This is a genomic window from Prosthecobacter sp. (assembly GCF_044232965.1).
In the GTDB taxonomy this organism is placed as follows: domain Bacteria; phylum Verrucomicrobiota; class Verrucomicrobiia; order Verrucomicrobiales; family Verrucomicrobiaceae; genus Prosthecobacter.
The window spans coordinates 50,000-74,132 of record NZ_JBIIKX010000025.1; the positions used below are offsets into that span (position 1 = coordinate 50,000).

The 24,133-nt window shown below is 60.9% G+C and carries 17 protein-coding genes; 7 read left to right on the forward strand and 10 right to left on the reverse strand.

Going from position 1 to position 24,133, the window contains the following annotated elements; genetic code table 11:
- Positions 1 to 20: 20 nt before the first annotated feature.
- The 6 genes from ACILSI_RS12640 to cdaA all read right to left on the reverse strand — a co-directional run bounded on the left by ACILSI_RS12640 (position 21) and on the right by cdaA (position 5,070).
- Entirely contained in the window at positions 21 to 773 is a 753-nt protein-coding gene (locus ACILSI_RS12640; RefSeq protein ID WP_395722241.1) for a hypothetical protein, read from the reverse strand.
- A gap of 61 nt (positions 774 to 834) precedes the next feature.
- Entirely contained in the window at positions 835 to 1,776 is a 942-nt protein-coding gene (locus tag ACILSI_RS12645; RefSeq protein ID WP_395722242.1) for a hypothetical protein, read from the reverse strand.
- A 136-nt stretch (positions 1,777 to 1,912) separates the two neighbouring features.
- The gene (gene bioD, locus ACILSI_RS12650; RefSeq protein ID WP_395722243.1) at positions 1,913 to 2,536 is read right to left on the reverse strand and encodes a dethiobiotin synthase; all 624 of its coding nucleotides are present in this window, start codon (positions 2,534 to 2,536) and stop codon (positions 1,913 to 1,915) included.
- A 174-nt stretch (positions 2,537 to 2,710) separates the two neighbouring features.
- Positions 2,711 to 4,072, reverse strand: coding sequence for a phosphoglucosamine mutase (gene glmM, locus ACILSI_RS12655; RefSeq protein ID WP_395722244.1), 1,362 nt, complete (start codon positions 4,070 to 4,072; stop codon positions 2,711 to 2,713).
- Between the two features lie 34 nt (positions 4,073 to 4,106).
- Positions 4,107 to 4,280 (reverse strand): hypothetical protein, encoded by a 174-nt coding sequence (locus ACILSI_RS12660; protein ID WP_395722245.1) that lies wholly within the window; start codon positions 4,278 to 4,280, stop codon positions 4,107 to 4,109.
- A complete protein-coding gene (gene cdaA, locus ACILSI_RS12665) occupies positions 4,258 to 5,070 on the reverse strand; it encodes a diadenylate cyclase CdaA (protein WP_395722246.1) in 813 nt (270 codons plus the stop codon). The genes ACILSI_RS12660 and cdaA overlap by 23 nt, the downstream gene beginning before the upstream one ends.
- Positions 5,071 to 5,174: 104 nt before the next feature.
- Between cdaA and priA the strand changes: the two genes are divergently transcribed.
- The 6 genes from priA to dnaJ all read left to right on the forward strand — a co-directional run bounded on the left by priA (position 5,175) and on the right by dnaJ (position 11,884).
- Complete coding sequence (gene priA / locus ACILSI_RS12670) at positions 5,175 to 7,505, forward strand: primosomal protein N' (RefSeq protein ID WP_395722247.1); 2,331 nt, start codon at positions 5,175 to 5,177, stop codon at positions 7,503 to 7,505.
- 73 nt (positions 7,506 to 7,578) lie between these two features.
- Positions 7,579 to 8,076 (forward strand): hypothetical protein, encoded by a 498-nt coding sequence (locus tag ACILSI_RS12675; RefSeq protein ID WP_395722248.1) that lies wholly within the window; start codon positions 7,579 to 7,581, stop codon positions 8,074 to 8,076.
- Between the two features lie 12 nt (positions 8,077 to 8,088).
- Positions 8,089 to 8,625: an STAS domain-containing protein gene (locus ACILSI_RS12680; protein WP_395722249.1), complete on the forward strand. Its 537-nt coding sequence runs from the start codon at positions 8,089 to 8,091 to the stop codon at positions 8,623 to 8,625.
- A 38-nt stretch (positions 8,626 to 8,663) separates the two neighbouring features.
- The gene (locus tag ACILSI_RS12685) at positions 8,664 to 10,112 is read left to right on the forward strand and encodes a PP2C family protein-serine/threonine phosphatase (RefSeq protein ID WP_395722250.1); all 1,449 of its coding nucleotides are present in this window, start codon (positions 8,664 to 8,666) and stop codon (positions 10,110 to 10,112) included.
- 32 nt (positions 10,113 to 10,144) lie between these two features.
- A complete protein-coding gene (locus ACILSI_RS12690; RefSeq protein WP_395722251.1) occupies positions 10,145 to 10,711 on the forward strand; it encodes a nucleotide exchange factor GrpE in 567 nt (188 codons plus the stop codon).
- Between the two features lie 18 nt (positions 10,712 to 10,729).
- Positions 10,730 to 11,884, forward strand: a complete 1,155-nt coding sequence (dnaJ, locus tag ACILSI_RS12695) for a molecular chaperone DnaJ (RefSeq protein WP_395722252.1) — start codon at positions 10,730 to 10,732, stop codon at positions 11,882 to 11,884.
- Positions 11,885 to 11,892: 8 nt separating this feature from the next.
- Here the strand turns inward: dnaJ and ACILSI_RS12700 are convergent, their stop codons facing one another.
- The 4 genes from ACILSI_RS12700 to ACILSI_RS12715 all read right to left on the reverse strand — a co-directional run bounded on the left by ACILSI_RS12700 (position 11,893) and on the right by ACILSI_RS12715 (position 19,597).
- A complete protein-coding gene (locus ACILSI_RS12700) occupies positions 11,893 to 12,396 on the reverse strand; it encodes a hypothetical protein (protein ID WP_395722253.1) in 504 nt (167 codons plus the stop codon).
- 97 nt (positions 12,397 to 12,493) lie between these two features.
- Positions 12,494 to 14,743 carry an exo-beta-N-acetylmuramidase NamZ domain-containing protein gene (locus ACILSI_RS12705; protein ID WP_395722254.1) on the reverse strand — a complete coding sequence of 750 codons (2,250 nt, stop codon included), beginning with the start codon at positions 14,741 to 14,743 and terminating at the stop codon, positions 12,494 to 12,496.
- Positions 14,744 to 14,777: 34 nt separating this feature from the next.
- Complete coding sequence (locus ACILSI_RS12710) at positions 14,778 to 16,163, reverse strand: sulfatase (RefSeq protein ID WP_395722255.1); 1,386 nt, start codon at positions 16,161 to 16,163, stop codon at positions 14,778 to 14,780.
- 47 nt (positions 16,164 to 16,210) lie between these two features.
- On the reverse strand, positions 16,211 to 19,597 hold the full coding sequence (locus ACILSI_RS12715) for a DUF2126 domain-containing protein (protein WP_395722256.1): 3,387 nt from the start codon (positions 19,595 to 19,597) through the stop codon (positions 16,211 to 16,213).
- Between the two features lie 153 nt (positions 19,598 to 19,750).
- Here ACILSI_RS12715 and ACILSI_RS12720 point away from each other — a divergent pair, with 153 nt between their 5' ends.
- Positions 19,751 to 23,266, forward strand: a complete 3,516-nt coding sequence (locus ACILSI_RS12720) for a pyruvate carboxylase (protein ID WP_395722257.1) — start codon at positions 19,751 to 19,753, stop codon at positions 23,264 to 23,266.
- Positions 23,267 to 24,133: the final 867 nt, after the last annotated feature.

The following is a 24,133-nucleotide window of genomic DNA, read 5'->3' on the forward strand; positions in this document are numbered from 1 at the left end:
GTCGTGTTGAAGGAGGCAAATCACTGAAAAAGCACCCAGGGGGCCTCAGGGTGGTTTTCGCGGGCTTCATCTTGGAGGCCGACGTCTCCGGCAAAGCCCTGATGCATGACCTCCCAGGCTCCATCGTCGTTCTTTTTCAGCAACGAGAAGAAATCGAGCTCCATCAAGTCGGAGAAGTCCGCGTTCTTTGGCTTTTTTCCGTCAGCGGTCTTCACATCGCCTTGGAATCGCGCCCATGCGCCGCTCACACGCACGTTGCCCGTGAAAAGGACGGGCGAGCCTGCTTGTTTGACCATCGGGCCGCGCATCGCGTCCATGATGGCCTTGCGCTCAGGTGTGCCAGCCTTCGGCTCGGTGACGGGGATTTTTTTGAGCGCTTTTTTGAAGGCGACCTTGTTGGGTTCCTGCAGGTTCAGTCGGCTGCTGTTTTTGGGGTCTTCTTTCAACTGGCCCTCGCCGATGAAAAGCTTGTCGCCTTCCAGCTTGAGCACTTGTTCCTCGGACTGCTCGGAGCCTTCGATGGTGTATTCAAAGAGAACCTGCATGAGGCCGCCGCCGCTGTGGATGCCGCTGATCGTGCCGTGAGCGCCGTGCCCGTCCGGCTGCTTCGGCAGCCATTCCTGTGTGCCGCTGACTTGATCATCTTCAATGGTGAGGGAGATGCGCGTGGAGTCTTTGGCGGTCTCTTTGGCAAAGAAGAGCGTTTGCGTCTCCGCCAAGCCCTCCTGGATGGAAAGCAGCAGTGAGAGGGCGAGGAGAGCGTGCTTGATCATGATAGTGGCCGAAGGATAGGACAGGATTGCCGAGGAAGAGATGGATTTGCTTGAGGCCGGGTCACTTGTTCTTCACCTTGATGGACTTGAGCATGGCCTCCAGGGCCACGGCATGATCCTCAGGTAGCGGCAGCGGATGCTGGCAGATGAGCATGAAAAATTTGTCGCTGCCTTCACGGACGTACTGGGCGAAGTTCACCGAGTATTCCTTGCCCTCGTCCTTGGCGACGCCGTGCTCAAAGGTGGCGGTCAGGGCGGTTGCCTCGTCGGTGTTGACCGAGGGTTTGTCCCACTTGATGCTGCCGAACTTGCCACCGACGGACTCCTTCAGCTTGCCCAGAGCCACGTCTTTCTCGCCCGCGTCGATCAGCAGCACGTTGACGTTCACAAACTTGTCCGCCGAGAGCGCCTGGCAGCTTTCCGCCTCGGCATCCATGATCCAGCCGGCCGGGAAATCGACGGTGAAGACCGGCTCCTTTTTGTTCGGGTAGGCAAAGGTCTGCGTGCTGGCGTGGGCCTTGACGGAGAGCATGAGCTGCTTGCCAGCCTCCGCGTGTTTCTCAAAGCCATCCGGCGAGGCGATAATCTGGAGCAGCAGCAGGCTCTTGCCCTTGGGCTGGTTGATGATGAGGTTGAAAATGTTGGCTTTGCCGTCGCTGTCGGTGCCGTTGGCCTGGAGCAGCAGGCTGGCGACGCCCTCGCCCTCGATTTTTTGCAGTTCCTCATACGTCACGTTCTCGAAATCGCCTTCAATAAGCTCCTTCACCTCCGCCACGGCCTCCTCGATCTGCTCGTTGGTGGACTCCAGCGGTGCGACGGACACAAAGAAGCTCTGATCGTCCTTCGGGTTCGCAAACAGCGCGTCCTCATGCTTGATCTCCCAGCCATCCGGGAAGGTCAGGTCGATCAGCGGGTTCTTCTTGGGATAAGAGGCGGTTTGATCGGCATTTGCCAGAGGAGCCAGGGTCAGAGTGGCCAGAAAAAGGAGCCAAGTGGATTTCATGTTCAGTGGTGCGTTGAAGTGTGCTGCGTCCGCCGTTGTGGCATCCGGCGCGACGAAGAATCCTTGAGGCATCCTAAGTCAATCTGTATTCAGCAAACATTAGGCCACTCCACGCAGCAAGGATGATGCCCCAAGCTCAAAGCGGCCACTCGATCTCCGTCTCGCCGTGCATGATTTCGCCGAGCACGGGCACGTCGAGGAAATGCTCCAGCACCATGCGGTTGCTGATGCTGGCGGCGTCTCGTTCGTCTTGGACGTAATTTAGAATGATCCCGGCGCAGGTGAGGCCGCGGGTCTGGATGTTGCGCACGGTGAGGATCGTGTGATTGAGGCAGCCGAGCTTGTTGTTCACGACGACGATGACGGGCAGCGCTAGACGCTGCGCGAAGTCGGCCATCGTGGAAAATTCGTTGAGCGGCACTTCCCAGCCGCCCGCGCCTTCGATGAGCACATGTTCGTACTTTTGCGCAAGCTCGTGAAACCTGGCGATGACTTCGTTCAGCTCAAAGCGGCGGTTTTCCATCAAGGCGGCGGCGTAGGGAGCGGCGGGCACTTTGAACCAGACGGGATTGACCTCCTCGACGGTCAATCCTTCGCTGCTGGCGTTGGCGAGATGGATGGCGTCATCGCGTGAGCCGCAGACGAAGGGCTTGAAGCCGGCGACGCGTTTGCCGCTGCGTTTCAACGCCTCCAGCAGCAGGCAGGTGACATAGGTCTTGCCTGCGTCTGTATCGGTGCCGGTAATGAAGTAATGGCTCACGCGCTTTCTACCAAATTTTCCAAACAATTAATACGAAACCCAATCCAATCATCACACTGGTTACCCCCGCCCAAATTGGTATTTTATCTACTGCGACCAAAGCTGGTCCAAAGAATATCGGACAGAGAGCGAAACCTAAGAGGCTACATTTCTGTTTATAATTCATCATGGCGGTTATCCGATCTGCGCGAGGATGGCGGAGGCGATTTTGTCGGCCTGAGCTTCGAGGTATTCGACATCGCGGCCCTCCACGAGCAGGCGGATGAGTGATTCGGTGCCGGAGTAGCGCAGGAGCACGCGGCCGTAGTCGCCGAGCTTCTTTTCGGTCTCCTTCATGATTTTCTGCGCCTCGATGAGTTCTTCGATGGGCGGCTTGGTGCGCACGCGGAGGTTGCGGGAGCACTGCGGGAATTTTTTCAGGCACTTGCGGAGCTGGCTGAGCGGCTCGCCGGTTTCCTTCATGATGCGCAGCACTTGCAGGCCGGCGATGAGGCCGTCGCCAGTGGTGGCCCAGTCACCGAAGATGATGTGGCCGCTCTGCTCGCCACCGAGGTTCAATCCGCGTGAGCGCATTTCTTCGAGCACATAGCGGTCGCCAACGCCGGTGCGGATGACGCGCCCGCCTAGGCGGGAGACGAGATCGTCGAGGCCGTAGTTGCTCATCACGGTGACGGCCATTGTGTTCTGCTTGAGCGTGCCTTTGCGCAGCATGGACTCGGCGGCGATGGCCATGAGCTCGTCACCATCGAGAGCGATGGCTTCTTCATCGCAGAGGGCGATGCGGTCGGCGTCGCCGTCATGCGCGATGCCGGCCTGTGCCTGGGACTGGCGAACGATGCGCTCGATTTCCTTGGCATGGGTGCAGCCGCATTCCTCGTTGATGTTGAAACCGTCCGGCTCGGAATGAAAGACCTGCACATCGGCTCCGAGCTGCTCCAGGGCCAGGGCGCTGGTGTAGGAGGAGGCGCCATGCGCGTTGTCGAGCGCGACACGCATGCCATCAAGGCGCACGCCTCCCATGGAGGCGACGGCATGCGCGACGTAGCGCTCCACACCATCCGCCAGCTTCGTGATGCGGCCGATGCCGCGCCCTTCGGGACGTGGCGTGTCCTCATTGCCGAGCACGAGGCGCTCAATGGCGGCCTCGGTCTTGTCATTGAGCTTGTGGCCGTCGCCGTGGACGAATTTGACGCCGTTGTCTTTGAACGGGTTGTGTGAGGCCGAGATGATGACGCCAAAGCTCGCGCCAAGCTGCGCGCTGAGCATGGCGACGGCGGGTGTGGGAAGCTGGCCGACGAGAATGACATCGGCTCCGGCGGAGTTGAGGCCTGCGGCGAGCGCGCACTCCAGCATCTCGCCCGAGGCGCGGGTGTCGCGGCCCAGGACGACCTTGGGGCGCTCCCCGCCCTCCGGTTTGCCGCCGAGCACGACGGCGGCGGCCTGCGCGAGGCGCATGACGAACTCAGGGGTCATGGGGTGACGGTTGGCCACGGCACGAACGCCGTCGGTGCCGAAGAATTGGCGCTTTTCAGACATAGGAGGCGCGTTCTAACGCAGGACACCGCAGGTGTCAAAGCCGGGCGGCAGGCGCCACCGGCACGGGGGGCGGACTGAAGTAAGGCGGCGTGTGGCGGACGTCCTGCGCCTTGATCATGAACCAGAACAAAAAGGCCAGCAGGAGCGAGATGAGCTTCTCCCGCCAGTTGCGGGTGATGAGTTCTTTAAATCGATGACCCCAGTTCATGTCCGCCCTCCTTTTCGGGTTCCGCCGCCGCCTTGTCAGCGGAGCCTTCGTTCAGGATTTCATTGATGCGCTGCCGCAGCTCCGCCGGCTCCAGGTCATGCTCCAGTTTTCCCTGAAAGCAGAGCGAGAGCGCGCCGGTCTCCTCGGAGACCACGAGCGCGATGGCGTCCGTCTCCTCGGAAATGCCCATGCCGGCACGATGGCGCAGGCCGATGGCGCGGTCCTGGATGTCACGCTGACTCACGGGAAACACGCAGCCTGCGGCGGAAATGCGCCCCTGGTCGATGATCGCCCCGCCGTCATGCAGGGAGGTCTTGGGTTGAAAAATGGTGGTGATCAGCTCAGGCGTGATGACCGCGTCCAGCTCCACGCCGGACTCGGAGTAAGGCTTCAGGTCGATGCCGCGCTTCAACGCGAACAGCGCGCCGCAGCGGTGGGAGGAAAGCTGCTGCATGGCCTCCATCAGCACATCCAGCGCCTCGGGGTCCGGCCGGTTGAAGGAAAAAATGCGGCTGCTGCCCAGTTCAGCCAGAACACGACGCAATTCCGGCTGGAAGATGATGACGAGAGCGATGGCGAGGAAGACCGAGAAGCGCTGCAGCAGGCTGCTGATGACCGAAAGCTCCAGCAGCAGCGAGATAAGCGCGAGGCTCAGCAGCAGGATCAGCAGGCCGGTCAAAATGCGCGCCCCACGCGTGGCGCGGAAAAACAAATAACCATGATACGCCAGCGCGGCGAGGATGATGATTTCCACGCCGTCGCGCCAGTGCTCTGTCAAAAAGTCCCACATGCCTTCGCTCCGTGCTGCTGCGTGGGAACGATGGCACGGGCGGATTCGTTTCTCAAAAGAAGAATCATTTGGGCGGAGGATTCGCGGCGGCTAGGATGCAAAGCATGCCATCCGTCTCCCAACCAGCGCGTCCGACGCCCAAACAGAACGATCTGTTTGGCGTGGCTGAGGTTATGGACACTTCTCGGGCCGGAACACGCGTGGCACGGGTGCAGCTCGAAGGCGCGGCGGCGATGGAGCTGGATTACGCCATTCCTGAAGAAATGGCGGCGAAAGTGGTCGTGGGATCGCGCCTGATGGTCCCGTTGCAAAACCGTCGCGTGAACGCGGTGGTCATCGAGCTGCTGAATGAGTCGCCGCATCGTGGAAAACTGAAGGAAATCGCCTCCATCATCGGCCAGCGGCCGATGTTCACTCCCGGACTGCTCAAACTGGCGCGCTGGATCGCGGATTATTACCTGGTGTCACCGCATCAGGTGCTGCGCACGATGCTGCCACAGGCGGTGCGGGACAAACCGGGCAGTTTCGTGATGGACAGCCATTTGAAGCTCGTGAAGGAGCCTGCGCCGGCGGAACTTGAAAAGCTGCGCAGCAAAGCGCCGATGCAGGCGCGGGTGCTGGACATCCTGCGCAGTTACAAAGGCGAGGCGACTCTGAGCCAGATCCGCCAGGATGTGCCGCGTGTGGCCACGATCCTCAAGCCGCTGCTCAAAGCAGGCTGGATCACCCGCAGCGAGGTGCGCGTGGAGCGTGATCCGTTTCATGATGAGCAGTTTTTGCCGAGCCAACCGCTGACGCTCACAGAGGAGCAGCAGGCGGCGTATGATCGCATTTTGAAGGTGATTGAATCGCCGGAGCAGGCGAAACCGATCCTGCTGCACGGCATCACAGGCAGCGGCAAGACGGAGGTGTATTTGCAGGCGATCGCCCGCGTGATCGAGCGTGGTGGCACGGCGCTGGTGCTGGTGCCAGAGATCGCGCTGACGCCGCAGACGATTGAGCGCTTCAAGGCACGGTTTTCATCGCTAAAGGAGCGCATCGCCGTGCTGCACAGCAACTTGAGCGATGGGGAGCGCCACGACGAGTGGTTCAAGATTCACGAAGATCGCGCGGACATCGTCATCGGAGCACGGAGCGCGATTTTCGCGCCGCTGGAGCGGCTGGGCATCATCATCGTCGATGAGGAGCACGAACCGTCGTTCAAGCAGGACGAAACGCCGCGCTATCATGCGCGGGATGTGGCCGTGGTGCGCGGCAGCCTGGAAAAATGTGTCGTTTTGCTCGGCAGCGCGACGCCGAGCCTGGAATCCTTCGAAAACGCCGCCAGCGGCAAGTACGAGGTGCTGCATCTCACGAAACGCACCGATGGCCGCACGCTGCCACTGATCCGCATCGTCGATATGCGCATGGAGCGGCGCAAAGGCACCGGAACGAGCGTGGCAAACGCCGGAATCCTCTCCGAGAAGCTGCGGGCGGCGATCACGGCACGTTTGGAGAAAAAAGAGCAGACGATCCTTTTTTTGAACCGGCGCGGCTTCAACACCTCGCTGACCTGCCTGGGCTGCGGTGAAACAGTGCAGTGCCAGGATTGCAGCATCCCGATGACGCTGCACAAGCACGAAAACCGGCTCGTCTGCCACGTTTGCGGCTCGCGACGGCTGCCGCCGTCGAAATGCCCTTCGTGCAATGAACCGGGCCTCAAATTCACCGGATTCGGGACGGAACGCGTTGAAGCAGTGGTGCGCGAGGTGTTCCCGCAGGCCCGTATCGCCCGCGTGGACACGGACACGATTCAACGCAAAAACCAGCTCCGCGACCTGCTGCGTGAGTTTCGCGCGCAGAAGATCGACATCATGATCGGGACGCAGATGATCGCGAAAGGCCTCGATTTTCCGAATGTGACGCTGGTGGGTGTGCTGAATGCCGATTTGGCCCTCAACCTGCCGGATTTCCGAGCGGCGGAGCGCACGCTGCAACTTTTGGTGCAGGTGGCGGGCCGTGCGGGCCGCGGCGAGGTCAAAGGCGAGGTCGTGGTGCAGACTTACGCACCGCACAGCCCGGCGGTGCAATTTTCCCGCCACAATGACTTCGAAGGCTTCGCGCAGCAGGAACTGGAGCAGCGCCGGGCGTTTCATTACCCGCCTTTCACCCATGTCGTCATCCTTGCCAGCAGGGGCAAGCATCAGGCGCGTGCGGAGTTCGCGCTGCAAACGTTGCACCGCCGTCTCGTCGTCGATTTGCCCGAAGACGTCATCATGGGCGAGCCAGCGCCGTGTGCTCTGGCGAAGTCTCACGGGCAGTTCCGGCACCAATTGCTGCTGCGTACAGCGAAAATTCGCCCGTTATGCCGCCATCTGCGTAAGGTGATCGAGTCCACGACCTTGCCGGAGGACGTGATTGTGACTTGGGACGTTGACCCTGTCTCACTTTTGTGAATTTTGACCGGAGTGTGTGAAGAATCGAAGGGGACGTTGACATCATGCGTCCTGATTCAATATTCAGACCTTCATGACGAACGTAACGCGCACCTCCCGCTTTTGCCTCGGATGCCTCGCCATCCTGGCGTTTTCCCTCTCCGCATGTTCAAGCGCCGTGAACGGGCCGGGAGGCCGCATCAGCAAGGTGAAGTACTACCACCTGATGCCAGGCTACTATCCGATCACGCAGGCGCCTGAGATTCTTTTCGAGTACCAGCATCATCTCCACGGCGCTGTGACGATGGCCGATCATGTTGAAAAATTCGGTCATTACTACGCCGTGTTGTGGAAGGTGACAGACCGTGATGCCGGGCCCGTGACAGTTCGATTTGAGTACCAGCAGGCGCTCTCCGGCCTTAAAAAGCGCACGCAGGAGCAGTTCGTTGATGACATTCGCCGCAACAATGTTTCCAAGTTTCAGGTCACCGGCGAGGAATATACAAAAAGCGGCCGGGTGACGGCATGGCGTGTCAGCGTGCTGCGTGGCAAAGAGGAGCTGGTCAGCCAGCAATCCGCTCTCTGGAACTAACTCCCGCACCGCATGACGCCCCCCACTCACATTCTTGTTGGAACTATCGGACGCGTTTTCTGGATGAGGGTGGACGGACGAGGCACGTTTCAAAACAGCCTGCAGGCCAAGAAGGCTTTGCAGCGAGTGATGAGCCAGGGTGTGAAGGATTTGGTCGTCGATCTTGAGCGCTGTCCCATGATGGACTCGACCTTTCTGGGCATGCTTACCGGAGCGGCATTGAACCTTCGTGAGATAGGCGGCGGGGGCACGTTGAGCGTGCTGAACGCCAACCAGCGCAATCTCCAACTGCTCACCAGCCTGGGGCTGGATCACATTCTGGACCTGGACCAGGATGGACATCTTTGGGCGGAAGAACGCAGGCAGGCATGCCAGGCGCTTCAGAACTGCGCTGAGACCAACGCCGAGTGCAAGGAGGCCCAGACCGAGCATGTCCTGGCCGCTCATCTGGCTTTGGCCGGTGTCAGTGACGCAAACGAATGCCGTTTTCACGATGTGATTGAGTTTCTGGAAAAAGAGCTGGAGGAGCACGCCTCTGTCCAAGCCTGAGACGCCGCCTGGATGAGCCGGGAGCGTTGTTTGACATCATGACCACTTTCCTTCTTGTCCTGCTGGTGCTGTTGATGACGGCAGGACTTTTCTTGCTGGCCAAAGTCGCCCGCCAGCAGAAGGCCGCGCTGGCGGCCCTGCGCGCCGAGGAGGAGGCCATCGTGGCCGAGGAGCGGCGCATGTTCAATTACTTGCACGAGCTGGGCGAGGCGATCTGGCGTGACGACCAGCAGGCTTCGATGCACAGGCTCATCGTCGAGGGCGCGGTCCGCGTGACCCAGAGCACGGGCGGGGCTCTTTATCTGCTCGATGAGGCCACTCAGCGGCTGGTGCCCCGGCATTACTCGGATTTCTGCGCGCCGCTCATCGCCGTCCCTGAGCGTGTGCGGCAGCAGATGAATGACAATCCCTTCGCGCTGCTGAGCACGCTGCGCATGCATGCCGTCGCGGTGGACGAGGGGTTGCTTGGCGACATTTTCGACAAGCAAAAGACCGAGCTGGTGCCGGACCTCGGCCTGGATGCGCGCCTGGGTTCCAAGCTGGTGCCTGCGCAGGAAGGCGTCATCGCCATGATCGGCCCGCTGAGCTTTGGCACACGTCGGCTGGGCGTGCTGGCCGTCACCTCGCCCAAAGTCGGTCGTAGTTACAACGCCAATGACTTCGAGGTCTTCAACTCGCTCATCGAGCAGTCCGCCTTCGCCCTGGCCAACGCGGTCGCGCACAAGGAGGCCGCGAAAAACCGCATGGACCAGCAGGAGCTGCTCAACGCCAGCCAGATCCAGCAGGTGCTTCTGCCGGATCGTGACCCTGAGGTGCCCGGCTTCGTCATCGCGGGAAAAAACATCCCGGCGCGCACGCTCAGCGGGGATTACTTCGATTATTTGAAGCTGCCGGACGGTCGGTCCGGCATCGTGATCGCCGACGTTTCCGGCAAGGGCATCGGCGCCGCCATGATCACCGTCATGTGCCGCACGCTCATGCGTGCGAAAGCGCCGAACGCCGCCACACCGAGCGCCGCGCTGGCCGCCGTGAACCGCCAGATCGCCCCGGACATCCGGGAGGACATGTTCATCACCATGTCCTACATCGTGGCGGAAAAAGACGGCTCGAAGCTCACCTTTGCCCGCGCTGGGCACAACGCCGCCCTGGTCTGGCGCAAGGCCGACGGCCGGGTCGAATCCCTCCATCCGCCCGGCCTCGGCGTCGGCATCGACAAAGGGGATGTGTTTGAGCGTGTCACCAAGGATCTCGAGTTTTCGATGCAGCCCGGTGACTGCCTGCTGCTCTACACCGATGGCGTGAACGAGGCCATGGACCCCAAAGGCATCGAGTTCGGCGAGGAGCGGGTGCAGGACAAACTGGCCAAATACGCCCCGCTCGGCCCCAGGGCGGTCATCGGCGGCATCATCGCTGATCTGGAGCACTTTCTCAAAGGCCGGCGCTCGCACGATGACATCACCTTGATTGCCATGCAGAAGACGGCATAGTCGCGGCCCCCCAAACCCCCGCGAATCATCCTATGACCGAGCCGAGTCCCGAAACGACCCAGCAACCACTGTCCGAAGAAATCCCCAACGCCGAAGCTGCTGCTCCGGTGGAAGAAGCACTGCCGCTTGATCCCATCACGGCGCTGACCCAGGAAGTCTATCGCTGGAAAGATCTCGCCTACCGCAGCCAGGCGGAGCTGGACAACTTCCGCAAACGCTCCGCCCGCGAGGCGCAGGAAACCCGCGCCTATGCCAATGCTGAGCTGCTGCGCGCCCTCTTCCCCATCCTCGACAATTTCGACATGGGGCTCGAAGCCGCCCGCGCCGAATCCGAGAAGTCCATGATTTTCATGGGCATGAGCATGGTCGGCCGCCAGTTGCAGGATTTCCTGCGTGAAAGCGGTGTGCAGGAGATCGAGGCGCAGGGCAAAGCCTTCGACCCGAACATCCACGAGGCCGTCTCGCAGGAAGCCAGCGCCGAGATCGCCGAAGGCACCATCCTGCGTGTCACGCGTCGTGGTTACAAACTCAAGGACCGCATGCTTCGGGCCGCCAGTGTCATTGTTTCCAGTGGTCCCGCTACCACCCCTGAGGCGTAACCCTCTTTTCACACCCTCATGGCAGACAAACGCGATTATTACGAAGTGCTCGGCGTCCCCCGCGACGTTTCCGCCGAGGATTTGAAAAAGGCCTACCGCAAGCTCGCGGTGAAATTTCACCCGGACAAAAACCCGGATGACAAGAGCGCCGAAGGCAAGTTCAAGGAAGTCGGCGAGGCCTATGACGTGCTCAGCGACGAGCAAAAACGCGCCGCTTACGACCGCTATGGCCACGCTGCCTTCGCTGGTGGCATGGGCGGCCCCTCCGCCGGTGGCGGTGGCTTTCACGATCCTTTCGATGTGTTCCGCGAGGTCTTCGGTGGCGGCGGCGGTGGCATCTTCGAGCAATTTTTCGGTGGTGGCGGAGGAGGTGGTGGCGGTCGTCGTCGCGACGGTCCGCAGCGTGGCAACGATCTGCGCTACGGCATGGAGATCACACTCGAAGACGCCGCGCACGGCGTGGAGCGCGAGATCGAGTACGAGCGCAGCGCCTCATGCAAGACCTGCTCTGGCTCCGGCTCCGCCAGCGGCGGTGGCAAAAAAGGCTGCCGCACCTGCGGCGGTGTCGGCCAGGTCATCAGCTCGCGCGGCTTTTTCCAGATCCAGCAGACTTGTCCCGACTGCAACGGCAGCGGCGAGATGATCAGCGATCCCTGCCGCGTTTGCAGCGGCACCGGGCGCTCCAAAGAACGCACCAAGGTGCGTGTCAAGGTGCCTGCGGGCATTGAGGACGGCTCCCGCCTGCGCTCCACCGGCAACGGCGATCTCGGCGTCAAAAACGGCCCTCCGGGAGATCTCTACATCGTCATCCAGGTCAAGGCGCACGAGATTTTCGAGCGCGAGGGCGACGACCTGCACTGCGACATGCCGCTCTCCTTTGCCACCGCCGCGCTCGGCGGTGAGATCACCGTGCCCACGATGGAGGCCAAGGCCGCCGTCAAAATCCCCGCTGGCACGCAAAACGGCACCACCTTCCGCCTGCGTGGCAAAGGCATGAAAGTCCTCGGCGAAGACCGCCACGGCGACCTCTACGTCCACGTCCAGATCGCCGTGCCGACGAAGCTCAGCACCGAGCAGCGCGAGAAACTCGACGCCTTCGCCCAGTCCCTCGGCGAGCAGACCTCGCCGATGGAAGAAAGCTTTTTTGAGAAGGCGAAAAAGTTCTTCCGCTGATCAAAGTTTTATTTGCCTGACGACTTGGCGGCACGCTCGCGAGGTTCCTTCATGATGGATTCGAAATACTTGCCAATCTCAAAGTTGGGAGGGTTAAGCGGATCCCATTGTGCGTCAGGCTGGAGTTTGGCATCTGTCGTGAACAGCGGCTTTAACTGTAGCATTGCTGCGTTGTAGGCCACGGAACCAATCAAATCTAACATGGACTTGTTGGGGGGCTTGATCGGAACGGTCTCCTTCAAATGGTTGGCAATCTCCAGAGCCCGATGAGCATCGATCAAGGCATGAACCGTGATGTCATTGATAGCACCGTTGACAAGCTTCGGTTTGTTCTCAAGCAGTGCCTCCTGCATGCTATGTATTTGTGACAGTTGCATGGGGGCCGCCCATCTCAAATAGCCCGTGGCGTAATAAGAATCGAGCCAGGACTGCCGTCTCGCATACTTGAACCCCGCGACTCCTCCTAGGAATGTGAACAAAATGACAATGGAGATGTGCTTGATGAGGTTCATGACGTCTGACTGGAGTCTCGGTTGATTCAATTTGGGTTCAACATCTGTCATAGCTCACACATCGAGCAAAAGTTCTTCGGATGAGACATCGCCGACCTCACTCCGCGTGGCGCAGGAAGGCCTTTCTGCGCTGCGTGAACTGTGACAGCTCCTCGTTCCAGTTTTCGATCACCTTCTTCCTTGGCTCGCCCGCGCGGATGGCTTTCACGCTTTTGTCGCGGTTAAGCAGCGTGTTGACCTTCTCCAGCGCGAAGGACTTCGGATAGAGCCGTTGCAGCACCGTGGCGATGGCGACGCCCGTTTGCACAGGCTGCAACTCATCACGATCCGTGATCGCGATGCGCACGCCACCGCATGCCTCGCCTTTGAACACGCTCGTCGTCGGCGTGAAGCGCACCGGAGTGAACTGCACGCCCGGCAGACCGAGTTTGTTTAACTCATGCGCCAGCCGCAGATCATTCACATAGGGCGCTCCGAGCACTTCAAAGGGCGAATCGGTGCCACGGCCGACGCTGATGCTGAATTCGAGCAATCCGATGCCTGGATAAAGCTGCGCGGCATTCAACGAGCGCATGTTCGGTGACGGATTGATCCAGGGCAGCCCTGTTTGATCGAACAACATGCCGCGCCGCCAGCCTTCGACCGGAATCACCTTCAAATCGCAGCCCAGGGCGCGTTCCGCGTTCATCATCGCCGCCAACTCGCCTGCGGTCATGCCGTGGCGCAGCGGAATGGCATGCGTCGCGGTTGGTTTTTCCTCATCCACCACCGACGGGCCTTCCACGGCGAGTCCGCCGATGGGATTCACACGGTCGAGCACATAAAACGTCTTCTTCGCCTTCGCCGCCGCCTCCATGCACAACCGCATGGTGCCGATGTAAGTGTAAAAGCGGCAGCCGATGTCCTGGATGTCAAAAACGAGCGCGTCGAGGTCCGCGAGCTGTTCTTCTGAAGGTGCGCGACGCTCACCGTAGAGGCTTAGCACCGGCAGGCCGGTCTTCTTGTCCGTCGTGTCGCCGATCTTCTCCTGATCCAGCTCCCCACGGATGCCGTGCTCCGGGCTGAAGAGTTTTTTGAGCTTCACCTCGGGCGCGGCGGCCAGCAGATCAATTGTGCTGCGCCGCTGCGCGTCGATGCCGGTCTGGTTCGTGATCAAACCGATCCGCAGTCCCTTCAAATCGGCAAACTTGCGCCGCACGAGCACGTCGATGCCGTTCAACACCGTCGGCACCTCTTTTTCATCGCGCGGCCAGGGCGGTCCGGCTGCCGTGAAGCTCATTCCTTGCGCCACCGTCGTGCCGATCTCCTCATACAAGTCGCGCACACTGCCCTGGCCGTCGGGATGCAACCGTGAGCTCATGAAAATGACGAATGTCTTCGTCTGCGGCTCGATCCACAGGCTCGTGCCCGTGAAACCGGTGTGGCCGAACGATCCAATCGGAAACAGCTTCCCACGCGGCCGGCTGAAGGTCGAATCGATGTCCCAGCCGAGGCCGCGCCGCTCAAACACCGTCGCGAGGGTGTGTGGCGTCGTCATGAGCCTCACCGTCTCCGCTTTCAGCACGCCTTCGCCGTTGTTCAGGATCATGCGCGCATACTTCGCCAGATCGCCCGCCGTTGTGAACAGGCCCGCATGCCCGGTGACGCCGCCCATCTTGCGAGAGGTTGGATCATGCACCACGCCGCGCAGCATCACGCCGTCTTGATCCTTCTCCGTCGGTGCGATGCGCGGCTTCCAGTCCTCCGGCGGCAAAAAACGCGTGGAATCCATCTTCAGCGGCCCAAACACATGTTTCGCCGCGAACTCGTTCAAAGCCGTCCCGCTCACGCGCCGCACGATTTCGCCGAGCAGGATGAAATTGATGTCCGAGTAGCGAAAAAACCGGTCCGGCGGCCCTTCCGGCTCCAATTCGACCGCACGCCGAATTCCCACGTCATAACCCGTCCACTCCGGCTCCTTCGGAATGCCCGGCTTGAGGCCCGAGGTGTGTGTCAGCAGATGCCGCACCGTGATTCCTCCGCGAAACTCCGGGAGGTAGCGCCGAACCTCGGCCTCCAGCTCGATCTTGCCCTGCTCCATCAGGATCAAAACACTCGGCAACGTCGCCACCACCTTCGTCAGCGATGCCGCGTCAAACACCGTGTCCTCCGTCATCGCTTCCTTCGCCGGTGACAGCGCCCGCTGGCCCTCGACCAGCGTCATCGACTTCTCACCTCTTTCCACAAGCAGCACCGCCCCCGGCGGATTGCCCTTCGCCACGGCTTTGCGCACGACATCACGAACGGGATCAAACTCGTCCGCTTGAACGAGGGAAAGAAGGAATAGGAAGGAAACCAGGCGCAGCATGACCGTCATCCTGCCAGCTACGTTGCCGGGATGGCTACTTCTTTTTCTTCTTCTGCGCAGGCTTGCCGGCTTTCGGACTTTCAAAGGTCGGCGCGATGGTGCCCTTCTCCCATTCGGCGATGGCGGTGGTGAGTTCCTTCACGACCTCAGGTTTCTCAGCAGCCAGATTCTTCGTTTCTCCGACATCGGCGGCCAGATCGTAAAGTTCGGGCGCTGCCTGGCCGAGCCGCACGAGCTTCATGCTGCCACGGCGCACCGCGTTGTTGCCGCCAGGGCCGCCGGAGCGCCAGAACAGTGTCTCATGCGGTGCCCCGCTCTTTTCGCCGGTCAGAAACGGCAGCAGATTCACGCCATCGAGGTTTTTGGGGGTAAGATCAGCCGATTCCGCCGCCGCGAGTGAGGTGGGCAGGAAATCGAGCGCGATCAACGGCTGATCATAAACGCCCGGCTTGATCTTCGCGGGCCAGCTCACGAGGAACGGCACGCGCATGCCGCCCTCATAGACCGCGCCCTTCGCGCCGCGCAGCGGTGAGTTGTCGGTGAAGTTCGTGCCGCTTTTGGCTTCGAGGTTTGGCCCGCCGTTGTCGCTGACGAAGTAGATCAAAGTGTTCCCGCGTTGCTTCGTTTCGTCCAGCTTTGCCATCACCTCGCCGATAGCTGCGTCCAGCGCACAAACCATCGCCGCGTAAGTGCGCCGACTTGCGTTTTCGATGTGCTTAAGCTTCTCCAGCCACTCTTGCGGTGCTGCGAGCGGTGTGTGGGGAGCGTTGAAGGCCAGATACAGCATCCAAGGCTTCCCGCCTGCGTGCCGCCCGACAAACGCCGCCGCTTCGTCGCCAAACTGTTCGGTGAGGTATTTCGTCTGCGCCTCGTCCTTGCCGTTGCGGTTCAGCGGGATCTGATATTCCGGGCCGCCTTTGTCATCGGGGAAATACACATGGCCGCCACCGAGCGCGCCGAAGTATTCGTCAAAGCCGCGCTTCATCGGATGAAACTGCGGATGTGCGCCGAGATGCCACTTACCGACCGCGCCCGTGGCGTAACCCGCCTGCTTCATGAGCGCCGGAAAGGTCGTTTCACCCAGAGAAAGGCCCGCTGAGGTGCTCTCCGGCAGCCACGCGGGATTGTTTTCATGTCCGAAGCGATGCTGGTAGCGACCGGTCATCAAACCCGCCCGTGTCGGGCTGCAAAAGGGATGCGAGACGTAGCCGTTTGTGCAGCGCAGGCTTTGGGCGGCCAGCTTGTCGAGGTGAGGCGTTGGAATTTCCTTGGAACCCTGGAATCCGACGTCGTTGTAGCCGAGATCGTCGGCCACGATGACGAGCACGTTGGGTTTGGCAGCCCAAACGGGCGCGGTAATCAGCAGGGAGGCGAAAAGAAGGAGGATGCGCATGACGAGGCGCAGGAACGCTGAATCCATCGGCATGTTTCAGCGCTGTGGCCTCGGCTGCGTTCAGGTCCAATGTTTCATCCGAGCCGCAGATCCAGCGTGAAGGGGAACTCGGGATTCGGTTTGGCTGGTGCGACCTTCATCTTCCCCGGCGTGTGGCCGTGGCGGAAAAAGCGGGAGTAGCGGCGGCTTTCGGCTTCGTAGGCGTTCACCGGGAAGGTTTCGTGGCTGAGACCGCCGGGATGCGCGACGTGATACTTGCAGCCGCCGAGCGAGCGTTGGTTCCACTGATCGACGAGGTCAATCGTGAGCGGTGAATGGACGCCGACGGTGGGATGCAGGCAGTTGGGAGGCTGCCAGGCGCGGTAGCGCACTCCGGCGACGTACTCGCCGTTCGTTCCGGTCGAATGCATCGGCACGGTGCGGCCGTTGCAGGTGATGGCGTAGCGCCCTTCGATGAGGCCCTGCGCTTTGATTTGGATGCGTTCGAGCGAGGAATCGACGTAACGCACCGCGCCACCGGCACCACTGTCTTCACCGAGCACATGCCACGGCTCCAGCGCCTGGCGGATTTCAATGTTCACGTTGCGCGCGGACAAGTCGCCGCTGAGCGGGTAGCGGAACTCGTAATGCGGCAAGAACCACTCGGGCTTCAATTCGTAACCGGCCTGCTTCGTGTCGTGGCAGACGTCCTCAATGTCGCTCCAGGCAAAGTGCGGCAGCATCCAGCGGTCATGGATGTCGGTGCCCCAGCGCACGAGCGGCGCCTCATACGGCTCCTTCCAGAACCGGGCGATGAGGGTGCGCAGCATCAGCGCCTGTGCGAGGCTCATGTGAGGATGCGGTGGCATCTCAAAGCCGCGCATTTCCAGGAGCCCGAGGCGGCCCGTGCTGCTGTCTGGCGAGTAGAGTTTGTCGATGCAGAACTCGGCGCGGTGCGTGTTGCCGCTGGAGTCGATGAACAGATTGCGATAGAGCCGGTCCACGATCCAGGGTGGGATCTCGCCTGTGCTGGAAGCGGCGGCAGACGCAGCTTTGAAGGCCACTTCGAGCTCGTAGAGCGAATCGTTGCGGGCTTCGTCGATGCGCGGGCTCTGGCTCGTGGGGCCGATGAACATGCCGGCGAACATGAACGAGAGGGAAGGATGATTCTGCCAGTAGCTCGTGAGGCTGCGCAGCAGATCAGGGCGGCGCAGGAAGGGGCTGTCCTTGGGCGTTTCCGCGCCCATGACGATGTGATTGCCGCCGCCGGTGCCAGTGTGGCGGCCATCGACCATGAACTTCTCCGTGCCGAGGCGGGTGAGACGCGCCTCTTCATAGAGCGACTCGGTGATGTTCACCATTTCATCCCAGCTCTTGGCGGGATGCACGTTCACCTCGATCACGCCTGGATCAGGGGTGACTTTGAGCACATGCAGGCGCGGGTCAAAGGGCGGCGGATAGCCTTCGATGACGACGGGTTGATCCAGCGCGAGCGCCACATCCTCCACGGCGCCGAGCGCGGAAAGGTATTCCTCCAGCGTCTTCGTCGGCGGCATGAAGATGAACAGCTTGCCGTCTCGCGGTTGCACGCAGAGCGCGGTGCGCACGATCGCGTCGGCGGATTGTCCAAATGCAGGCGGCTGCGCGGCAGGATCAATTTCCTGCTGCGGTTGGTCTTCCCCGGTCAGATCCTCCAAGCCGCCTGGGCCACGACGTTGCGCGAGTTTTTTCCAAAACGACGCAGGTACTCCACCGATGCCGCGCACAAACTGCTGTCGCGAGGGCAGGGGATCGCGGTCCTCCATCGGATCCTGCTCGTGGTGATACGGATAGTCAGTGGTCTTCACCCACGGTTGCGAATCAAGCGGCAGACGCAGTCCGATCGGCGAGTCACCCGGCACGAGGTAGCAGCGCTCGGCGCGCAGGAACCACGGGCCGGTGTCCCAGCCGTTTTCCACCGGCTTGAGCGGCAGCACATGGCCGATCACTTTGTCGAGTCCTTCTTCGAAGACTTTGGCCAGCCGCGTGCGCTCCTCCTTGTCTTTGAGGTTCGATTTATGCGGATCGACGTTCACCGGCAGCTTGCGCTCGCGCCAGAGGTAGTAGAACGCGTCCTCATACGTCGGCATGATCCACTTCCCACCGCAGCCGAGGCGCTCGGCCAGCGCGTGGATGAAGCGCGCGGAGTGGTTCTCGTTCACGCCGTAATCTTGCTGCATGTCGGCATACAAGTGCGGATGCGCCCACAACGGCTGCCCGTCTTTGCGCCAATGGCAGCCGTAGGACCAACGCGGGAGCTGCTCGCCGGGATACCATTTGCCCTGGCCGTAATGCAGGAAGGCGCCGGGGGCAAAGCGGTCTCGCAGGCGTTTGAGCAGCACATCGGACAGCCGGGCCTTCATCGGCCCCACGGCGGCGGTGTTCCACTCGGCCCCCTCGGCATCGTCGATGGAGACGAAGGTCGGCTCCCCGCCCATGGTGAGGCGCACGTCGTTAGCCGCGAGATCCTTGTCCAAGGCGTGGCCCAGTGCCGCGATCTCCGCCCATTGCTCTTCGGTGTAAGGTTTCGTGACACGCGGTGATTCATAGATGCGATCAATCTTCATCTCGAACTCGAACTCCGTTTTGCACGGTTCCGCCATGCCACTGATCGGCGCGGCGCTGCCCGGATCAGGCGTCGCCGCCAGCGGGATGTGCCCCTCGCCTGCAAACAGACCCGAGGTCGGGTCCAGTCCGACCCAGCCTGCGCCGGGCAGATAGACCTCGCACCACGCATGCAGGTCGGTGAAATCGACCTCCGTGCCACTCGGGCCGTCGAGCGATTTCACGTCCGGCTTCAACTGGATCAGATAGCCGCTGACGAAACGTGCGGCGATGCCCAGGCGGCGCATGAGCTGCACCATGAGCCATGACGTGTCACGGCACGAGCCGGTGCGCTTCATCAATGTCTCCTCAGGCGTCTGCACGCCCGGCTCCATGCGCACGGTGTAGCCGATGTCCTTCCACAGGCGCTGATTGATCGCCACCAGCGCGTCAATGGTGCGCGGCGGCCAGGGTTTCATCGCGAGCAGCTCGCCCTCCGTCTGGGTGAAGTATTCCGCGAACTTCGGTGTGAGTTCGCCGCACTTCAGAAAGGGGGCCAACTCATGGTCCAGCGTCGCGTCGTAGTCGAAGGGGAAATTTTCGCCCTCAGGCTCCAGAAAGAAGTCGAAGGGATTGAACACCGCCATCTCCACCACCACATCGACCTCGATGCTGAGTTCCTTGGTTTTCTCCGGGAACACCAGCCGGGCGAGGTAGTTCGACTGCGGATCCTGCTGCCAGTTCAGGAAATGCTTCTCCGGGGTGACCTTCAGCGAGTAGCTCAGGATGCGTGACCGGGAATGCGGCGCAGGCCGCAGGCGGATGATCTGCGGCCCGAGCTCGATGGGGCGTTCGTATCGGTAGCTGGTGCGGTGGTGAAGGGCGACGTGGATGGACATGCGGGGGCTGGCGCGGGCGGGAACTCAATGCCTGCTGGACTATAATTAGCAAGTTCACGGCCAATCTTGGATTTCGGCGTGGAAAAACGGCTCTCCCACCTTGCCACCCCTCGATTTCGCGAGACTATGCGCCCGCATTTCCCAACCCCAGCCATGTCCCAGAAATCCGCCACCCCATCCACGATCCGCCCCATCAAAAAACTGATGGTCGCGAACCGCTCTGAAATCGCCATCCGCGTCATGCGCGCGGCCACGGAGCTGGGGCTGAAAACGGTGGGCATTTACGCCCAGGAGGACCGTTTTTGCCCGCATCGCTTCAAAGCGGATGAGGCTTACGAACTGAACAAGGACAAGGGGCCGCTCGGTGCCTATCTCGATTACGAAGGCATCGTCGCGCTGGCCAAGGAAAAAGGCGTGGACGCGATCCATCCCGGTTACGGTTTCCTCAGTGAGAATCCCAAGTTCGCGCAGGCTTGCGCGGACGCGGGGATCATCTTCGTCGGACCTGAGGCGAAGATCCTCGACATGATGGGCGACAAAACGGCCGCACGCGAAGTCGCGCGCCGAATCAAGGTGCCGATTCTCGAAGGCACGGATGAGCCGGTGAGTGATCGCAAGGAAGCCATCGCCGCGGCGAAGAAGATCGGCTTTCCGCTGATCATCAAGGCGGCCTTCGGTGGTGGTGGTCGTGGCATGCGCATCGTGCGTGAGGCCAAAGACCTCGAAAAACTGCTCGATGAGGCTCAAACTGAGGCAGAACGCGCTTTCGGCAATGGAGCGGTGTTTCTCGAAAAATTCGTCGGGAAGGCCAAACACATCGAAGTGCAGATTTTGGCCGATAAACACGGTACCGTTTTGCATCTGCACGAGCGCGACTGCTCCGTGCAGCGCCGTCACCAGAAGGTGATCGAGCAGGCGCCGAGCTATGGCGTGAAGCAGGAGATCATCGACGGTCTTTGCGAAGCGGCGGTGAAACTGGCGCGGGAAGTGAACTACACGCATGCGGGCACCGTCGAGTTCCTCGTCGATCACGAGTCGGGCGAGTGGTACTTCATCGAGATGAATCCACGCATCCAGGTGGAGCACACGGTGACGGAGGAGATCACCGGCATCGACATCGTGCGCAGCCAGATTTTGATCGCTCAAGGCCATGCGATGCACGCGGAGCCGCTCGCGCTGCCGGTGCAGGAGAAGATCGAGAAAAGCGGCTTCGCCATCCAGTGCCGCATCACCACGGAAGATCCGGAGAACGGCTTCACGCCGGACTTTGGCAAAATTTTGACTTACCGCAGCCCCGGCGGCTTCGGTGTGCGGCTCGACGGAGCGATGGGCGCGACCAACTCGGTCATCACGCCCTACTATGACTCGATGCTGGTGAAGATGACCGTCTTTGCCCGCACTTACCAGCAGGCGCTCGACCGCATGGACCGCGGCCTGCGTGAGTTCCGCATCCGTGGCGTGAAGACGAACATCCCGTTCCTCATGAACGTGGTGCATCACGAGGAGTTCAAGACCGGTCAGGCCACCACGCGCTTCATCGACAACAATCCTGATTTGCTGAAGTTCGTCGCCCGCAAGGACCGTGCGTCGAAGCTGTTGAATTACCTCGCCGACACCATCGTGAACGGCAATCCGCACGCGAAGGGCCACAAGCTCGGCAAGGCCTTCACCGCACCGCCGATTCCGCAGTTTGATCACCGCATCGAGCCTGCGAAGGGCACGAAGCAGCTCCTCACCGAGATGGGACCGGAGAAGTTTTGCAAAGACTGGATCGCCAAGCAGAAGCGCCTGCTGCTCACCGACACCACGATGCGCGACGCGCATCAATCGCTCCTCGCCACGCGCATGCGTACCTTCGACATGCTCGCCGTGGCGGATGCCGTGGCACGCCGCACACCGAACCTGTTCAGCCTCGAAATGTGGGGTGGCGCGACCTTTGACGTGACCATGCGCTTCCTGCGTGAAGACCCCTGGGCACGCCTGCGCGACATCCGCGCCAAGGTGCCGAACATTTTGCTCCAGATGCTCTTCCGTGGCTCGAACGCGGTCGGCTACACGAACTACCCGGACAATGTCGTGAAGGGCTTCATCAAACATGCCGCGACGAACGGCATGGACATCTTCCGCATCTTTGATTCGCTCAACTACCTGCCAAACCTCACCGCCGCGATGGACGCGGTGCGCGAGGACACGACTTCGATCTGCGAAGGCACGCTGTGCTACACCGGCGACATCATGGACCCGAAGCGCGACAAGTACGACCTCAAGTACTACGTCCGCCTCGCCAAGGAGCTCGAAAAGATGGGCGCGCACATGCTCTGCATCAAAGACATGGCCGGACTCGTCCGTCCGTTCGCCGCCAAGAAGCTCGTCAAAGCACTCAAAGACGAGGTCGGCATTCCGATTCACTTCCACACGCATGACACCAGCGGCCTGAACGCCGCCAGCATCATCGAGGCCGCCACAGCGGGCGTTGATGTGTGCGACGCGGCCATCGCATCCATGTCCGGCGGCACTTCGCAGCCGAACTTGAACTCCATCGTCGCCGCGATGCAAAACACGCCGCGCGACACCGGACTCGATGTCGAGGCGCTGCAAGAGTTCAGCGACTACTGGGCCGCTGTGCGCAGCTTTTACAAGCCGTTCGACACCTCCGAGCCCTACGGCACCGCCGAAGTCTATCTCCACGAGATGCCCGGCGGCCAATACACCAATCTGAAGGAGCAGGCCATCGGCATGGGCCTCGGCCCGCGCTGGCCCGAGATCGCCCACGCTTACGCGGAGGTGAACCAGCTCTGCGGCGACATCGTCAAAGTCACGCCATCGAGCAAAGTCGTCGGCGACCTCGCCATCGAATGCGTCGCGCGCGGTGTGAAGCCCGCCGACATCATCAACCTGCAAGGCACCAAGTGGAGCAAGGACGTCACCAGCATGTTTGAAGGCTGGCTTGGCGAACCGTTCTACGGCATGGAGTCCGAAAAGGCCGCTGATTCACGGAAGAAGTGGAACAAGCTCGCCGACGCTATCGTCGGCAAAGGCGGCAAGCGCATCAAAGGCCGCCCCGGCACCCACGCCGCCAAGATCAAGCTCGACGACGTGCGCGCCGAGCTGAAAGGCAAGCTCAAGAAGGAACCCACCGAGGACGACGTGTGGAGCTACCTCATGTATCCCGATGTGTTCCTGAAGTTCGCCGACTTCCGCAAGACCTACGGCGACGTCGCCGCGCTGCCCACGCCCGCGTATTACTACGGCCTGCAGGACAAGGAGGAGATCCACATCAGCCTTGAGGAAGGCAAGACTCTCTTCGTCCGCCTCCTCAACATGACCGAGGCCGACGCCATCGGCCAGCAGACCGCCATCTTCGAACTCAACGGCTACCCGCGCCACACGACGGTGACCAACAAGGCCCTAGCGAAGAACGCTGTCACCAAAACCAAGGCCGATCCCGCCGATCCGACCCAAGTCGGCGCCCCCATGCCCGGCATGGTCGCCAGCATCGCCGTCAGCGTCGGTCAGAAGGTCAAAGAAGGCGACACCATCGCCACCCTCGAAGCCATGAAGATGTTCGCCGCCGTCGCCTCACCCGGCGCCGGCACCGTCAGCGAAATCTGCGTCAAGATCGGCGAAAGCGTCGAGAGCAAGGACTTGCTGGTGAGGCTGGTGAAGTGAGCCAGTCTTCTTTTTCGTTATGAACCAGCCAGATACGCCCCCACCTCACAGCGGATGGGGGAGTCGGCATCACATGGATCGATGGGTTGCAATTGTGCTTTTTCTCGGCGGTGTCTATATCAGCTTGGACCTGCCTTTGGGATTGTCTTCTAATCACCAACTTTGGAAATTACCGCTGATCCGAAACTTCATCTACCCTGTTGGATTGCTTGTGGTTGTCTTTTGGGGACTACGTTGTGTGAATTTTGGATCTCCACAATCTTGGAGAATAGGATGGTGGCTTTCCATCCTCTGGCATTTTTGCTGGATTGCATGGCTCGTTACTAGCCTTCTCGGACTTGTTGTCATGATGCAAGCTATGCCCATTCTCCTTGTGTGGCTGTTTGTCGGTCTCGGTGGGAGCGTCCTTGCCTTGTTAGAAAACCGATGGCGAATCAGCGAAGAAAAGGATTCTGCAGGACCAAGCTAAATAATTGCTTGTTCTTGCCGTGGCCCAACGGGCTTTCGTCATGCAGCTCAGGAGTGCCGAGCGATGCGAGTGCTCTCCTGGGAACCGCAGCACCCACGATTCCCGCCGGATCATGAACCTCAACGAGGTTCCGTCACCCGAATGTCCCTGCGGCAGCGCATCGCCCGTGACGGGACCGCGTTGCGGTCCGGGAACGTGATGGGGGCGGTGTGGCACGCGATTCCCAAGGGAGCACTTGCCCAAGGCTCGGCACCCTTGGGCTGCATGGCGGAAGCCCGTTGGCCTTGCTTGGGTTTCTGATCCATGCGTAAACCTGCGTGTTTTCTTCGTTGTCTGCAAAGGGAATCGCGGGTGCATGCGCATGGTTTCGCAAGTTGATGAGCTTGAGTTGTCATGTT

What these genes read in the sequence shown, in the direction of transcription:
- ACILSI_RS12700 (WP_395722253.1), bottom strand. Translation starts at nt 12,396, where the DNA reads ATGAACCTCATCAAGCACATCTCCATTGTCATTTTGTTCACATTCCTA.
- ACILSI_RS12720 (WP_395722257.1), top strand. Translation starts at nt 19,751, where the DNA reads ATGTCCCAGAAATCCGCCACCCCATCCACGATCCGCCCCATCAAAAAA.
- priA (WP_395722247.1), top strand. Translation starts at nt 5,175, where the DNA reads ATGCCATCCGTCTCCCAACCAGCGCGTCCGACGCCCAAACAGAACGAT.
- ACILSI_RS12715 (WP_395722256.1), bottom strand. Translation starts at nt 19,597, where the DNA reads ATGTCCATCCACGTCGCCCTTCACCACCGCACCAGCTACCGATACGAA.
- ACILSI_RS12640 (WP_395722241.1), bottom strand. Translation starts at nt 773, where the DNA reads ATGATCAAGCACGCTCTCCTCGCCCTCTCACTGCTGCTTTCCATCCAG.
- ACILSI_RS12690 (WP_395722251.1), top strand. Translation starts at nt 10,145, where the DNA reads ATGACCGAGCCGAGTCCCGAAACGACCCAGCAACCACTGTCCGAAGAA.
- ACILSI_RS12660 (WP_395722245.1), bottom strand. Translation starts at nt 4,280, where the DNA reads ATGAACTGGGGTCATCGATTTAAAGAACTCATCACCCGCAACTGGCGG.
- dnaJ (WP_395722252.1), top strand. Translation starts at nt 10,730, where the DNA reads ATGGCAGACAAACGCGATTATTACGAAGTGCTCGGCGTCCCCCGCGAC.
- cdaA (WP_395722246.1), bottom strand. Translation starts at nt 5,070, where the DNA reads ATGTGGGACTTTTTGACAGAGCACTGGCGCGACGGCGTGGAAATCATC.
- glmM (WP_395722244.1), bottom strand. Translation starts at nt 4,072, where the DNA reads ATGTCTGAAAAGCGCCAATTCTTCGGCACCGACGGCGTTCGTGCCGTG.
- ACILSI_RS12680 (WP_395722249.1), top strand. Translation starts at nt 8,089, where the DNA reads ATGACGCCCCCCACTCACATTCTTGTTGGAACTATCGGACGCGTTTTC.
- ACILSI_RS12710 (WP_395722255.1), bottom strand. Translation starts at nt 16,163, where the DNA reads ATGGATTCAGCGTTCCTGCGCCTCGTCATGCGCATCCTCCTTCTTTTC.
- ACILSI_RS12675 (WP_395722248.1), top strand. Translation starts at nt 7,579, where the DNA reads ATGACGAACGTAACGCGCACCTCCCGCTTTTGCCTCGGATGCCTCGCC.
- ACILSI_RS12645 (WP_395722242.1), bottom strand. Translation starts at nt 1,776, where the DNA reads ATGAAATCCACTTGGCTCCTTTTTCTGGCCACTCTGACCCTGGCTCCT.
- ACILSI_RS12685 (WP_395722250.1), top strand. Translation starts at nt 8,664, where the DNA reads ATGACCACTTTCCTTCTTGTCCTGCTGGTGCTGTTGATGACGGCAGGA.
- ACILSI_RS12705 (WP_395722254.1), bottom strand. Translation starts at nt 14,743, where the DNA reads ATGCTGCGCCTGGTTTCCTTCCTATTCCTTCTTTCCCTCGTTCAAGCG.